The organism is Pseudomonas sp. LPB0260, assembly GCF_013388395.1.
On the sequence record NZ_CP058247.1, the window covers coordinates 2585873 to 2599775 of the forward strand.

Consider the following 13903-nt stretch of genomic DNA (forward strand, 5'->3'; position numbering starts at 1 on the left):
TCCCTACCCGTTCTGCTGGCGCCAAGCCGCGACAGGTTCGTCGGCTCTGCCTGCCGCACGCGGCACGCCGCTCGGCATTTGCGGCATGCTGCCCAGGGAGGCGATTGTCGGGCAATCTGGCAGCCCTCTCGATAAGTGACCAGAAGATGCTTTTCTGGTCACTTATGGACCTTTCGGGCTGATTTCGGTGCTAGTCGGCCTCTGGCAAAGCTGCTACTCTCGGCTCGCCTTGTGGCCGCCTGCACGGCGGAGAAACAGGCCAAAACAACAAACAACCGCCTTCGCGCGGTGCAGATCAGCTGTCGCTTAGGAGTGGGCTTCCATGACCGAGAATTTTTGGAAGGATAAGTATCCCGTTGGCATCGCTGCCGAGATCGATCCCGACCAGTACCCGAACATCCAGGCGGTACTGCAACAGTCCTGCCAGCGCTTCGCCGACAAGCCCGCGTTCAGCAACCTCGGCAAGACCCTGACCTACGGCGAGCTGTACCAGCTGTCCGGTGCCTTCGCCGCCTACCTGCAGCAGCATACCGACCTCAAGCCGGGCGATCGCATCGCCGTGCAGCTGCCCAACCTGCTGCAGTACCCGGTGGTGGTATTCGGCGCCATCCGCGCCGGCCTGGTGGTGGTCAACACCAACCCGCTGTACACCGCCCGGGAAATGGAACACCAGTTCAACGACTCCGGCGCCAAGGCGCTGGTCTGCCTGGCCAACATGGCCCACCTGGCCGAGCAGGTGGTGCCCAAGACCGGGGTCAAGACGGTCATCGTCACCGAGGTCGGCGACATGCTGGCGCCGCTCAAGCGCCTGCTGACCAACAGCGTGGTCAAGTACGTGAAGAAGATGGTGCCGGCCTATAGCCTGCCCCACGCCGTCAAGCTCACCGACGCCCTGGCCAAGGGCCGGGGCCAGGCGGTCACCGAGGCCAACCCGGCCAGCGGCGATGTCGCCGTGCTGCAGTACACCGGCGGTACCACCGGGGTGGCCAAGGGCGCCATGCTGACCCATCGCAACCTGGTGGCCAACATGCTGCAGGCCAAGGCGCTGCTGGGTGCCAACCTCGTCGAGGGCGGCGAAGTGGTGATCGGGCCGCTGCCGCTGTACCACATCTATGCCTTCACCTTTCACTGCATGGTGCTGATGCTGACCGGCAACCACAACGTGCTGATCACCAACCCGCGGGATCTGCCGAGCATGGTCAAGGACCTGGGCAAGTACCGTTTCACCGCCTTCGTCGGCCTCAACACCCTGTTCGTCGCCCTGTGCAACAACGAGGCGTTCCGCGCCCTGGACTTCTCCGCCCTGAAGCTTACCGCATCCGGCGGCATGGCCCTGCAGCAGGCCGTCGCCGAGCGCTGGAAGGAAGTCACCGGTTGCTCGATCTGCGAAGGCTACGGCATGACCGAAACCAGCCCGGTGGCTTCGGTCAATCCGGCGGCCAACATCCAGATGGGCACCATCGGCATTCCGGTGCCCTCGACCCAGTGCAAGGTCATCGACGACGCCGGCAACGAGCTGCCGCTCGGTTCGGTGGGCGAGCTGTGCATCAAAGGGCCGCAGGTGATGAAGGGCTACTGGCAGCGCCAGGAAGCCACCGAGGAGATCCTCGACGCCGAGGGCTGGCTGAAGACCGGCGACATCGCGCTGATCCAGGAAGACGGCTACATGCGCATCGTCGACCGCAAGAAGGACATGATTCTGGTGTCCGGCTTCAACGTCTACCCGAACGAGCTGGAAGACGTGCTGGCGACCCTGCCGGGCGTGCTGCAGTGCGCGGCCATCGGCGTGCCGGATGAGAAGTCCGGCGAGGCGATCAAGCTGTTCGTGGTCGCCAAGCCAGGCGTGACCCTGACCAAGGAGCAGGTGATGGAGCACATGCGCGCCAACGTCACCGGTTACAAGATGCCCCGGGCCGTGGAGTTCCGCGAGGTGCTGCCGACCACCAACGTCGGCAAGATCCTGCGCCGCGAACTGCGCGACGAGGAACTGAAGAAGCTGGCCAAGGCCAGCTGAGGCCACTGCGCCTGAAGAAGCCCCGCCCAGCAGGCGGGGCTTTTTCGTTTTACGCGCGTCGCGGTCGGGGGCCTGCGCTGCTCAGGGGGGCCATCGCCGGCGGCCCGGGCGCATGCGGCGGGGAAATCTGCGACAATCGCCGGCCAATTTTCCCTGTCGAGGTGGGTGCGGTCCGCGCCCACCCCGCATGAGCGCGCCACGGCAACCGATGACCGACCAGACTCCCGCCTTCGACCTCCTGCTGAAAAACCTCGATCAGGCGCTGATCGCCGACCGCCATCGCCTGCGCCGCCAATTGCACGAGTTGCGCAAGCAGGCGCAGCCGGACCAGGCCAAGCTGGCGCAGTGGCTGGAACGCTTCCAGGCCTCCGCCGCCAAGGTCGAGGCGCGCCGCCTCAGCGTGCCCGGCATGCGCTACGACGATGCCTTGCCGATCGCCGCCAAGCGCGAGGAGATCAAGGCCGCCATCGCCGCGCATCAGGTGGTGGTGATCGCCGGCGAGACCGGCTCGGGCAAGACCACCCAGCTGCCGAAGATCTGCCTGGAACTGGGCCGCGGCACCCACGGGCTGATCGGCCATACCCAGCCGCGGCGCCTGGCGGCGCGCAGCGTGGCGACGCGGGTGGCCGAGGAGATCGGCACCAAGCTGGGCGAGCTGGTCGGCTACCAGGTGCGCTTCGAGGACCAGAGCAACGAGCGCAGCCTGATCAAGCTGATGACCGACGGCATCCTGCTGGCCGAGACCCAGCACGACCGTTTCCTCGACAAGTACGACACGATCATCGTCGACGAGGCCCACGAGCGCAGCCTGAACATCGATTTTTTGCTCGGCTACCTGAAGACCCTGCTGGCCCGCCGCCCCGACCTCAAGCTGATCATCACCTCGGCGACCATTGACCTGGAGCGCTTCTCCAAGCATTTCGGCGGGGCCGGCCTTCCGGGCGCGCCCATCGTCGAGGTATCCGGGCGCACCTACCCGGTTGAGACCTGGTACCGACCGCTGACCGCCGAGCAGGACGAGGAGGGCAACCGGGTCGAGGAGGACCTCAGCGTCGACCAGGCGATTCTCGCCAGCCTGGACGAGATTGCCGCGTTCGAGAAGAGTGAGGGCAAGCGCCCCGGCGACGTGCTGGTGTTCCTCCCCGGCGAGCGGGAGATTCGCGACTGCGCCGAGGTGCTGCGCAAGGCCAACCTGCGTCTGACCGAGGTGCTGCCGCTGTATGCCCGGCTGACCCCGGCTGAGCAGCAGAAGATCTTCCAGCCCATGGGCGCACGCAAGATCGTCCTGGCCACCAACGTCGCCGAGACCTCGCTGACCGTGCCCGGCATCCGCTACGTGATCGACAGCGGCACCGCGCGCATCAGCCGTTACAGCTACCGCGCCAAGGTCCAGCGCCTGCCCATCGAGGCCGTGTCCCAGGCCAGCGCCAACCAGCGCAAGGGCCGTTGCGGGCGGGTCGAGCCGGGTATCTGCATTCGCCTGTACAGCGAGGAGGACTTCCTCGCCCGCCCCGAATTCACCGACCCGGAGATCCTGCGTACCAACCTGGCGGCGGTGATCCTGCAGATGCTCCACCTGCGTCTGGGCGAGGTCGACGCCTTCCCCTTTATCGAGCCGCCGGATGGCAAGGCCATCAGCGACGGCTACACCCTGCTGCAGGAGCTCTCGGCGGTCAGCCGCGACGGCCAGCTCACCCCCCTGGGCCGTCAGCTGGCGCGCCTGCCGGTGGACCCGCGCCTCGGCCGAATGGTGCTCGAAGGCGCCAGGCAGGGCAGCCTGGAAGAAGTGCTGATCATCGCCAGCGCCCTGTCGGTGCAGGATGTGCGCGAGCGGCCGTCCGATCGCCAGCAGGCCGCCGACCAGGCCCACGCGCAGTGGAAGGACGTCGATTCCGACTTCGCCGCCCTGGTCAACCTCTGGCGCGGCTTCGAGGAGCAGCGCCAGGCCCTGGGCTCCAACGCCCTGCGCAGCTGGTGCCGGAAGAACTTCCTCAACTACCTGCGCCTGCGCGAGTGGCGCGACGCACACCGCCAGCTGGTGCTGATCGTCCGCGACCTGCAACTCGCCGACAGCCGCAAGGTGGATGGCTCCGGTCAACCTAGGGTGGCAGACGCGCGCAGCAAGGGCAGGGTGGACAACGCCGCAGGCTTGTCCACCAAGGCTGACGGCGCCAACCGCGCGCCCGCGCAAGCGGCCAAGGACGAGGCCCAGCAGCGCAGCATCGATTACGCCAAGGTGCACAAGGCGATTCTCTCCGGCCTGCTCAGCCAGATCGGCCAGAAGACCGAGGACGGCGACTACCTCGGCGCGCGCCAGCGGCGTTTCTGGGTCCATCCCTCCTCGGGGCTGGGGCGCAAGCGCCCGCAGTGGATCATGACCGCCGAGCTGGTCGAGACCAGCAAGCTGTTCGCGCGCATGGTGGCCAAGATCGAGCCGGACTGGATCGAGCCGCTGGCCGGCCACCTGATCAAGAAGAACCACCTGGAACCGCACTGGGAGAAAAAGCGCGGCCAGGTGGTGGCCTACGAGCAGATCACCCTCTACGGCCTGATCGTGGTCGGCCGCCGTCCGGTGCACTACGGCCCCATCGACCCGCCGGTAGCGCGTGAGCTGTTTATCCGCGAGGGCCTGGTCGGCGGCGAGATGCATTCCCGCGCGCGCTGCCTGACGGCCAACCGCCAGCTGCTGGAGAAGCTCGATGAGCTGGAGGCCAAGGCCCGCCGGCGCGACATCCTCGCCGACGAGGAAACCCTGTTCGCCTATTACGAGGCGCGCCTGCCGGCGGAGATCTACCAGAGCGCCAGCTTCGACAGCTGGTACAAGCGTGAGAGCGCCCAGGACCCGCAGCTGCTGATCATGCGCGAGGAGGATGTGCTGGCCCGCGACGCCCGCGAGGTCACCGCCGCCCAGTACCCGGACAGCCTGCGCCTGGGCGAGCTGCAACTGCCGCTGTCCTACCACTTCGAGCCCAATCACCCGCGCGACGGCGTGACCCTGCGGGTGCCGGCGCCGCTGCTGCCGCAGCTGCCGGCCGAGCGTCTGCAGTGGCTGGTGCCGGGCCTGCTGGAGGCCAAGTGCATGGCCCTGGTGCGTGGGCTGCCCAAGGCGCTGCGCAAGAATTTCGTGCCGGTGCCGGATTTCGTCGGCGCCGCCCTGGCCAAGATCGGCTTCGCCGTCGGCAGCCTGCCCGAGGCCCTGGGCCGCGAGCTGCTGCGCATGACCGGCGTGCGTGTGCCGGAGGAGGCCTGGGCCGAGTCCGATGCGCAGCTGGAACACCACCTGCGGATGAACATCGAGGTGGTCGACAGCCAGGGCAAGCCGCTCGGCGAAGGCCGCGACCTGGCCGAGTTGTGCGCGCGCTTCAGCGCCGCCAGCCAGGCGGCCCTGGCCATCCCCCAAACCGACAAGGCGCCGAAGGCGGTGGAGGCCAAGGCCTTCACCCAGGTCGCCGAGAAGGCTCAGCAGAAGATCGCCGGTCTGTCGATGACCGTCTACCCGGCGCTGGTCGAGGAGGGCGGCACGGTCAAGGAAGGCCGCTTCCCGACTCAGGCCGAGGCCGAGTACCAGCATCGCCGCGCCTTGCAGCGCCTGCTGTTGCAGCAACTGGCCGAGCAGGCCAAGTTCCTCCGCGGCAAGCTGCCGGGGCTGACCGAGCTGGGCCTGCTGCACCGCGAGATCGGCCGCATCGAGGCGCTGGTCGAGGACATCCTGCTGGCCAGCCTGGACGCCTGCATCCTCGAGGGCGAAACCAGCCTGCCGCGCGACGGCGCCGCCCTGGCCGCCCTGGCCGAGCGCAAGCGTGGCGACTGGACCGCCCACGCCGAACGCCTGGCCCGCCTGACACTGGAAATCCTCAAGCTGTGGCACGGCCTGCAGAAGCGCTTCAAGGGCAAGATCGACCTGGCCCAGGCCATGGCCCTCAACGACATCAAGCAGCAGCTGGCCAATCTGGTGTATCCCGGCTTCGTGCGCGAGACCCCGGGCGAATGGCTCAAGGAACTGCCGCGTTACCTCAAGGCCATCGAGCAGCGCCTGGACAAGATCGGCGCCCAGGTGCAGCGCGACCGGGTGTGGAGCGGCGAGCTGGCAGGCTACTGGGAGCAGTACCAGGCGCGTCTGGGCAAGCACGCCCAGGAAGGCAAGCGCGACCCGCAGCTGGTGCTGTACCGCTGGATGCTCGAGGAATACCGGGTGTCGCTGTTCGCCCAGCAGCTGGGCACCAAGATGGCGGTGTCCGACAAGCGCCTGAGCAAACAATGGAGCGCGGTCGAAGCCTGACCGCGGGAGGAGTCCCAGATGTTCGAAATTCAGCCCATGAGCCCCGAGCACTACCGCCGGCAGACCCGCCGCAGCACCCTGGTGATCGTGCTGCTGTTCCTGCTGCTGGCCATGCTCTGCGCCACGGCCAGCAGCCAGCTGTTCGGCACCCCCGGTGGCGACAACTTCAAGTGGAACCTGATCGGCGTGCTCGCCGGCCTGGCCCTGACTGTCGCCTTCGTGCGCCTGCAGCTGTGGTCGCGGCCGTTCATGGCAGCGGCGGTCTATGGCTGGCGGCTCAAGCGCAGCCTGCTGCGCGTGACCAACCAGATGCACCAGGTCAAGGCCGGGGTGGCGCGGGGCGACGCGCAGGCCATGCAGCTGTTGCGCTTCTACCACCTGGGCCTGACCCAGATGCACCAGCTGGATGGCAACAGCGGCGAACTCAGCCAGCTGGTGCGGGAGATCGACGCGCACCGCGAGGCCATGGCGCAGCGCGGGCTGGACCCGCAGCAACAGCCCCTCGATCCGGCCTGGCTGGAGGCGGTCAAGGGCTTTAAGTGAGGCGCTGGTGACAGGCCGGCGTCGATCCGTTGCGGGCTATCACAGAGGCCGGTGGACAAGTAAGCGTTGTCCACCAGTGGTCACCGAGGCGACCTCGCTGATACCGGGTAGGGTGCGCCACGCGCACCGTCAGGCATTTTCGGCGCTGGGGCGATGGGGCGATGGTGCGCAGGGCGCACCCTACGGTTCGACCGGTGAAGCAGGGTGGAGAACCGCACGCCTTGACGCTCAAGGGGCTCGGTTGGCCCCGGCCTTGCCGTTGGCCCCGCGCCAGCCGATGCCCGGCGGGCGGCGTTTGATCGGCTGGGATTTGACGATTGCCGTGCTGGTCTGCGCCTTGTCGGAAATGCGGTCGAGGATGTGGTCGAGCTGGTCGATCGAACGCAAGTGCAGGCGGGCGATAAAGCAGTCGTCGCCGGTGACCTTGTCGCACTCGCAGAACTCGGCGGTGTCCTCGATCAGCTTCTGCACCGTGTGCAGCATGCCCGGCATGGGCTTGATCCGCACGATGGCCTGCAACTGGTAGCCCAGGGCCCTGGGGTCTATCTCGATGGTGAAGCCGCGGATCACCCCGCGCTCCTCCAGCCGGCGCACCCGTTCCGAGGTGGCGGGCGAGGACAGGCCGACCTGGCGGGCCAGTTCCTTGAGCGATACCCGCGAGTCCTGCAGCAGCATTTCGAGGATCTTCTGGTCGAGTTCGTCCAGCATTTTCGCTGCTCCATAAAAAGTGCCAGTTAACCTTATAAAGTTAGGTTTATCTTGTTTTTAGCCTTTTTCAAGTCATGTGAATTGGCCTGGCTCCATAATATCTTAGCCTCTGACAACTGACGGAGGTGCTCCATGAACAGCACGACGCGTGGCTCGGTCGAAATGACCGCCGCAATGATAATTTCCGGGACCATTGGCTGGTTCGTTCTCTACTCCGGTCAGCCGGCCATGGACGTGGTGTTCTGGCGCTGCGCCATCGGTGCGCCGGTGCTGCTGGCCGTGTGCGCCGCCCTCGGCCTGCTGCGCGGCCAGTTGACGCCGCGCCTGCTGGCGTTCGCCGCGCTGGGCGGGGTGGCGATCGTGCTCAACTGGCTGCTGCTGTTCGCCGCCTACCCACGCGCCTCCATCTCGATCGCCACGGCGGTGTACAACACCCAGCCGTTCATCCTGGTGGGGCTCGGTGCGCTGTTCCTCGGCGAGCGCCTGACCGCGAACAAGCTGATGTGGCTGGGCCTGGCCTTCGCCGGCATGCTGCTGATCGTCCAGGCCAAGCCGAATGCCGGCTACGTGGGCAGCGACTACCTCGGCGGCGTCCTCCTGGCCCTGGGTGCGGCGTTCTTCTACGCCCTGGCCGCGCTGGTCGCCAAGAAGCTCAAGGGTACGCCGCCGCACCTGATCGCGCTGATCCAGGTGTGCGTCGGCACCCTGATGCTGGTGCCGTTCGCCAACCTGGCGCAGCTGCCCAGCGATGCCGCCAGCTGGGGCGCCCTGGTGACCCTTGGCGTGGTGCATACCGGGCTGATGTACATCCTGCTGTACGGCGCCATCCAGAAGCTGCCGACCCACCTGACCGGGGCGCTGTCGTTCATCTATCCGGTGGTGGCGATCCTGGTCGACTACCTGGCCTTCGACCACCGCCTGCACCCGCTCCAGCTGGTCGGCACCGCCGCCATCCTGTTGGCCGCTGCCGGCATGACCCTGGGCTGGTCGTTGTGGAAGAAGGCCGAGCAGCCGGCGAATGCCAACGGTTGAGCGGCTGAAGCGCAGCGCTGGCGGTTATTGCAGGCCGAAGCCGGCCAGCTCCTGAGTCGAGAGCACGCGCATCTTATGCGGCTCGATGCGCTGCATCTCGTCCGCCAGGCGGCCGGGAAGGTTCATTTCGCGGAAGTAGGCACTCGGGCTGTAGCGTTCGCCGCGGTGGACGGCCTGCGCCAGGGCCGAGTCGCCACTGGGGAAGCGCGGCCGGTGCAGGCCTACGTGGCCGCGTACGGTCTTCTTGTGGCCGGCGGCGAGCAGGTAGATGCAGCTGCCCTGGCAGACGCCGCGGCTGGGCACCAGGGCATCGAAGCCGGTCTCGCGCAGCAGGCGGCCCATGCGGATGGCTTCCGGGGCGCTGCCGCCGATGCTGTCGAGCAGCAGGATCTTGCCGGCGAAGCGACCGGGATTGGCCCGCAGGCCCTTGAGCAGGGCCTCGTAGTCGCCGGGGGCGATGTCCTCGGAGACCTTGGCGATCAGCAGCGGGCCGAGGCGCTTGTGCTGCGCCGCTTCGATCTCGACCCTGGCCAGGGTGGCGGTCGAGCAGAGCGCTGCGGCGAGCAGCAGGGCGGCCTGGATTAGGGCAGTGGGCATGGGCTGGCGCAGTCCTGGAAAGCGGCGGTGCGCAGAAGATACCCGCCGCCGCGGTTCTGCGCACCAGGCGCCAGACAGCGTGCTTCAGTCGCGCTTGGGAATGGCCAGGCCGCGGATCACCGCCGGGCGCGAGAGGAAGGCGTCCAGGGCGCGGTTGACGTGGCTGAAACGCTCGATCTGCACCAGCTCGCCGGCCTCGTAGAAGCCGACCAGGTTGCGCACCCAGGGGAAGGTGGCGATGTCGGCGATGCTGTAGGCCTCGCCCATGATCCAGGCGCGGCCGTCCAGGCGCCGGTCGAGCACGCCGAGCAGGCGCCTGGCTTCCTCGACATAGCGCTGCAGCGGACGCTTGTCCTCGAAGTCCTTGCCGGCGAGCCGGTTGAAGAAGCCGACCTGGCCGAACATCGGGCCGACGCCGCCCATCTGCCACATCAGCCACTGCAGGGTTTCATAGCGTGCGGCGGCATCCTTGGGCATCAGCTGGCCGGTCTTGTCCGCCAGGTACAGCAGGATTGCGCCGGACTCGAACAGCGCCAGCGGCTTCCCGCCGGGGCCGTTGGGGTCGAGGATCGCCGGGATCTTGTTGTTCGGGTTGAGCGAGAGGAACTCCGCGGACAGCTGCTCGTTGCGCTCGAAGCTGACCAGGTGGGGTTCGTAGGCCAGGCCGGTTTCCTCCAGCATGATCGACACCTTGACCCCGTTGGGTGTGGGCAGCGAATACAGCTGCAGGCGTTCGGGCTGCGTGGCGGGCCATTTGCGGGTGATGGGGTAGGCGCTGAGGTCTGACATGGAATTTCCTTTCAACTGGCGGTGGCACGGATCGCTCGCCCTGGCTGGCCCGGGCGAGCGGCTTGGGCCCGCCCCGCGGATGGGGCTGGCAGGCTGCGAGCAGACCACGGTCGGGCCCACGGCGAAAATCGATCGTCCTGCTAGTGGCCATCGGGCTGGCTGATGGCCACCTGGTAGCGGGTTTCCCGCGGCCCTGCGAGCGGGTATCGTGCGCGCATCTTTGCACCGGTAATGGAGAACTCCGATGAGCCTGCATGGCGATTATGACCCGCAGAATATCTTCGCCCAGATCATTCGCGGCGAGGCCCCCTGCTACAAGCTGTACGAGGACGACGACGTGCTCGCCTTCCTCGACCTGTTCCCGCAGGCCCTCGGCCACACCCTGGTGATTCCCAAGCGTGCGGCGGCGCGCAACATCCTGGAGATCGATGCGCAGGCGCTGGCCAAGGTCATGGCGGCGACCCAGCTTCTGGCCAGGGTCCTGGTCGACGAGTTGCAGCCGGACGGCGTGCAGGTGGCGCAGTTCAATGGCGGCCCGGCCGGGCAGACCGTGTTCCACCTGCACATGCATGTGATTCCGCGTTTCGCCGGCCAGGGTCTGGGCATCCATGCGGCCAACAAGGCCGATCCGGCCGAACTGGAGGCGCTGCAGGCGCGCCTGGTCAAGCGCCTGGCGGGTTGAGGCCAGGCGTTCCCGGCGCCTGCCGCCCGGGCGGCGGCAGAGGCCGGGGAGTGGTCAGCTGGCCAGGGCGAATGCCTGCTTGAGGATGCACCATTCGGCCGGCAGGCGGATCAGGGTGGTGAAGGCGCGGTAGTCGGCGTGCTCGTCGCCGGCATCCAGGCGAACCTCGATGCCGCCGCCGGCTGACTCGAGGAAGTCGCGCACGGCGTCCATGCCGACCCCGCGACCCGACACCTCGGTGACCTGGTCGGCGGTGGAGAAGCCGGAGGCGAAGATCAGGTTGGCGATCTCGCTGGCCGCCGGGCGCGGCGCATCGGCCGGATACAGGCCCAAGGCCACGGCCTTGGCGAAGATCTTGCTCAGCGCCACGCCGCGACCGTCATCGCGCACCGCATAGGTAATCGCACCGTCCGCCTCGGTGGCATCGATGCGGATGCAGCCCTGCGCGGCCTTGCCCTTGGCCAGGCGCTCGTCCGGACCTTCGATGCCATGGTCGATGGCGTTGCGCAGCACATGCATGAAGATGTTGCCGAGCATGCCGCCGGCCTCCTTGCGGATGTGCGCCTCGTGATCGGCGATCAGCACCGTCGGCGCCGGCTTGTCCAGCTCATTGGCCAGCGACTGCACCGAGTCGAGGACATCGGCGATCACCTCCTCCAGCGGAGCGGATTCGAGGGTGACCAGGCTGTGGTAGGTGGCCTTGACGATGCTGCTGACATTGCCCGGCAGCTCGGCTTCGCACAGCGCCGCCATGCTGTCGAGCAGGCGCTTGAGCTGCGCGCGATCGATCTGCATGCCGCCACTCACCTGGCGGTCACGGCCCAGTTTGTCCTTGAAGATGCTGCGGTAGAACTGCAGGGCCCGTTCGGCGTAGGCCAGCTCATCGAGCAGGTCGGCCGGCTGCCACGGCATTTCCTCGTTCTTGCGCAGCTGGTCGAAGGTGTTCTCCACCTGGTGCACGGTGTCGGTGATGTGCTTGAGGCCGTAGGTGCGGGCGTTGCCCTTGACCGTGTGGATGTTGCGGAACAGTTCGGCCAGCTTGCCCTGGTCCTTCTCCTCGGTCTGCTCGATGATCGCCCGGCACTTCTCGACCAGCGTCGAGGAACCGTCGATGAAGGCGCTGAACTTCTCCGCGTCGACCGCGAGGATCTCGCCGATGATCATCAGTTCCTGCTTCTGCCCCTCGGCCTCGGCCTGCAGGGCCTTGAGCGCGGTGACGTCGCGCACGGTGACCATCAGCTTGGTGACCACGTCCTGGTCGTCGACGATCGGGTCCCAGTCCAGTTCGATCAGTTTGTGCGGGCGGCCCGGGAATTCCAGGGTCAGCTCGCCGATCAGCAGGTGCGAGTTGAACTCGTACATCATCGCGTCTTCGCCGACGATGGACGCCACCGCCGTGGAGATGCCGTCGATCATTTCGGCGTTCAGGGTCGAGCGCTTGAGCATGAAGTCGACGAAGTTGCGGTTGGCGATCTCCTTGGTCTCGAAGATGGTCTCCAGGTAGGTCGCGTATTCCGGGTGGATCAGGCCGTTGTCGACGATGGTGAACAGGCCCTGGTGCATGTTGGAGAACATGTTGGCGATGTCCTCGTTCTTCTGCTTGAGGGCGGCGGTGCGTTCCTCGACCTTCCGCTCCAGGGTACGGTTGTGCTCCTCGATCACCTCGACCATGCGGATGTTCTTGATGGTGGTGACCAGCGAGCGCGCCACGGAGGCGACGAACTCATAGTCGCTGTCGGCGAAGTTGACCTTGTCGACCTCGCCGGAGACGTTCATCACGCCGATCAGGATGTCCTTGTCCAGCAGCGGCACGCAGAGCAGGGCCTTGGCCTTCTCCTGCTCGCCGGCCACGTAGGTGCTGTCGCGGCTGGTGTCGGGCACGAAGATCACCCGCTTCGAGGCGGCCGTGCGACCGATCACGCCTTCGCCCAGGGTGAAGGTGATGGCGGCCGGGGCGCCGTCCATCTGCTTGGGCGGCAGGAAGGCCTTGGCTTCCAGCGCGTTGTCCTTGTTGAACAGGTAGACCGAGCCGCGCTCGATGCCGATCTTCTCGCTCATGGCGTGCAGCACCAGGTCCAGGGCGGTGTCCTGGTCGCGGGCGGTGGCCAGGGTGCCGCCGATGCGGTTGAGCTTGGCCAGGTCGACCATCTTCTTGCGGATCGCCAGGCGCATGGAGTTGAAGTTCTGCGAGGCCAGGGCGAGGAGGATGATCATCATCACCAGGGTGCTCTTGAAGCCGAAGCTGACGCTGTCGCCCAGCTCGCTCTGCAGGCGCTCGAACTGCGAGTTGGCGGCGACCAGCACCTGGTCGAGGCCGTCCACCGCCTTCTGCACCGCGGCCTTGGCGCTGTTGAGCTGCTCCCAGGCGGCCTGCGCCTGGGTCAGTTGCTCGCGCTTGTGCTCGATCAGGCTGGGTTCGGTGTTGAGCACCTGGCGCAGGGCGTCGACGCTGGCGTAGGTCGTGTCGACGACACCGGCGCTGTCCATCGGCTTGAACAGCCGTGCGGCCATGTCGAAGCGCGACATCGAATCATTGATGATGAACTCGAAATCCTCCCGCGCACTGTCCAGGCGCGCCAGGTCGTTGCTGGCCTGTACTTCCTCCGCCATCTTGACCACGCCGGCCATCAGGCCGTCCGCCTGGTTGGCGAAGCCCTGGGCCAGGGCCAGGTCTTTTTCCATGTCCTTGCTCGGCGCGCGAGCGTTGACGATCTCCATGAAGGAGAAACCGATGTCGTCGGAACGCTCCATCACCACCGCCACTTCATCGTCCACGGCCTGCTTGGCGACCAGCACCGCCAGCTTGGCCTCGAACATCTGCCGCACCGCGGCGGTGTAGAGCGTGAAGTTGTCCTGGATGTCGGCTACCACGGCAGCCATCTGCGGGTCGGACTGGGCCAGCGCCTCGAGGCGCTGAAAGCCCTCGGCGAAGGCCGTGGCGCCCTTCTCGAAGTCGTCGCGGTAGGGGCGGATCGCCTCTTCGCTGCCGGCGTTGAAGCCCAGGGCACTGAGGTTGGCCAGCTTGAGCAGCTGGATCTGCACCTTGTTGACTTCCGTCACCACCGGCACCGCCTGTTCCTGGACGCGCTGGTTGGAGCCGCTGATGTCGTTGAGATTCCACAGGGACATGCCCCCCGAGATCATCAGCAACGCGAGAATGACGGCAAAGCCTAAGGCGACCTTGTGGTTGAAACTGAGTTTGATTCTGGGCATGTCACACCTGCCTGGGCTTATTGTTTTTGTCGTGCGTGGGGGCTCA

General features: G+C 66.8%; 9 protein-coding genes. 5 read left to right on the forward strand and 4 right to left on the reverse strand.

Annotated features, from left to right (window positions below; all coding sequences use genetic code 11):
• Positions 1 to 322: 322 nt before the first annotated feature.
• The 3 genes from fadD1 (at position 323) to LPB260_RS11520 (ending at position 6836) form a co-directional block, all read left to right on the forward strand.
• The gene (gene fadD1, locus LPB260_RS11510) at positions 323 to 2014 is read left to right on the forward strand and encodes a long-chain fatty acid--CoA ligase (RefSeq protein WP_208708863.1); all 1692 of its coding nucleotides are present in this window, start codon (positions 323 to 325) and stop codon (positions 2012 to 2014) included.
• A 208-nt stretch (positions 2015 to 2222) separates the two neighbouring features.
• On the forward strand, positions 2223 to 6293 hold the full coding sequence (hrpA, locus tag LPB260_RS11515) for an ATP-dependent RNA helicase HrpA (RefSeq protein ID WP_208708864.1): 4071 nt from the start codon (positions 2223 to 2225) through the stop codon (positions 6291 to 6293).
• Between the two features lie 18 nt (positions 6294 to 6311).
• On the forward strand, positions 6312 to 6836 hold the full coding sequence (locus tag LPB260_RS11520; RefSeq protein WP_208708865.1) for a DUF3087 domain-containing protein: 525 nt from the start codon (positions 6312 to 6314) through the stop codon (positions 6834 to 6836).
• Positions 6837 to 7064: 228 nt separating this feature from the next.
• On the opposite strand, the gene LPB260_RS11525 is transcribed toward LPB260_RS11520, so the two are convergent.
• A complete protein-coding gene (locus LPB260_RS11525; protein ID WP_208708866.1) occupies positions 7065 to 7544 on the reverse strand; it encodes an Lrp/AsnC family transcriptional regulator in 480 nt (159 codons plus the stop codon).
• 132 nt (positions 7545 to 7676) lie between these two features.
• On the opposite strand from LPB260_RS11525, the gene LPB260_RS11530 reads away from it, so the two are divergent.
• Positions 7677 to 8576, forward strand: coding sequence for a DMT family transporter (locus tag LPB260_RS11530; RefSeq protein WP_208708867.1), 900 nt, complete (start codon positions 7677 to 7679; stop codon positions 8574 to 8576).
• A 24-nt stretch (positions 8577 to 8600) separates the two neighbouring features.
• Here LPB260_RS11530 and LPB260_RS11535 read toward each other — a convergent pair whose 3' ends face one another.
• On the reverse strand, positions 8601 to 9173 hold the full coding sequence (locus LPB260_RS11535) for a hypothetical protein (protein WP_208708868.1): 573 nt from the start codon (positions 9171 to 9173) through the stop codon (positions 8601 to 8603).
• Between the two features lie 84 nt (positions 9174 to 9257).
• Positions 9258 to 9962: a glutathione S-transferase N-terminal domain-containing protein gene (locus LPB260_RS11540; protein ID WP_208708869.1), complete on the reverse strand. Its 705-nt coding sequence runs from the start codon at positions 9960 to 9962 to the stop codon at positions 9258 to 9260.
• Positions 9963 to 10206: 244 nt separating this feature from the next.
• Here LPB260_RS11540 and LPB260_RS11545 point away from each other — a divergent pair, with 244 nt between their 5' ends.
• A complete protein-coding gene (locus tag LPB260_RS11545) occupies positions 10207 to 10644 on the forward strand; it encodes an HIT family protein (protein WP_208708870.1) in 438 nt (145 codons plus the stop codon).
• Between the two features lie 54 nt (positions 10645 to 10698).
• On the opposite strand, the gene LPB260_RS11550 is transcribed toward LPB260_RS11545, so the two are convergent.
• Complete coding sequence (locus LPB260_RS11550; protein WP_208708871.1) at positions 10699 to 13857, reverse strand: GAF domain-containing protein; 3159 nt, start codon at positions 13855 to 13857, stop codon at positions 10699 to 10701.
• Positions 13858 to 13903: the final 46 nt, after the last annotated feature.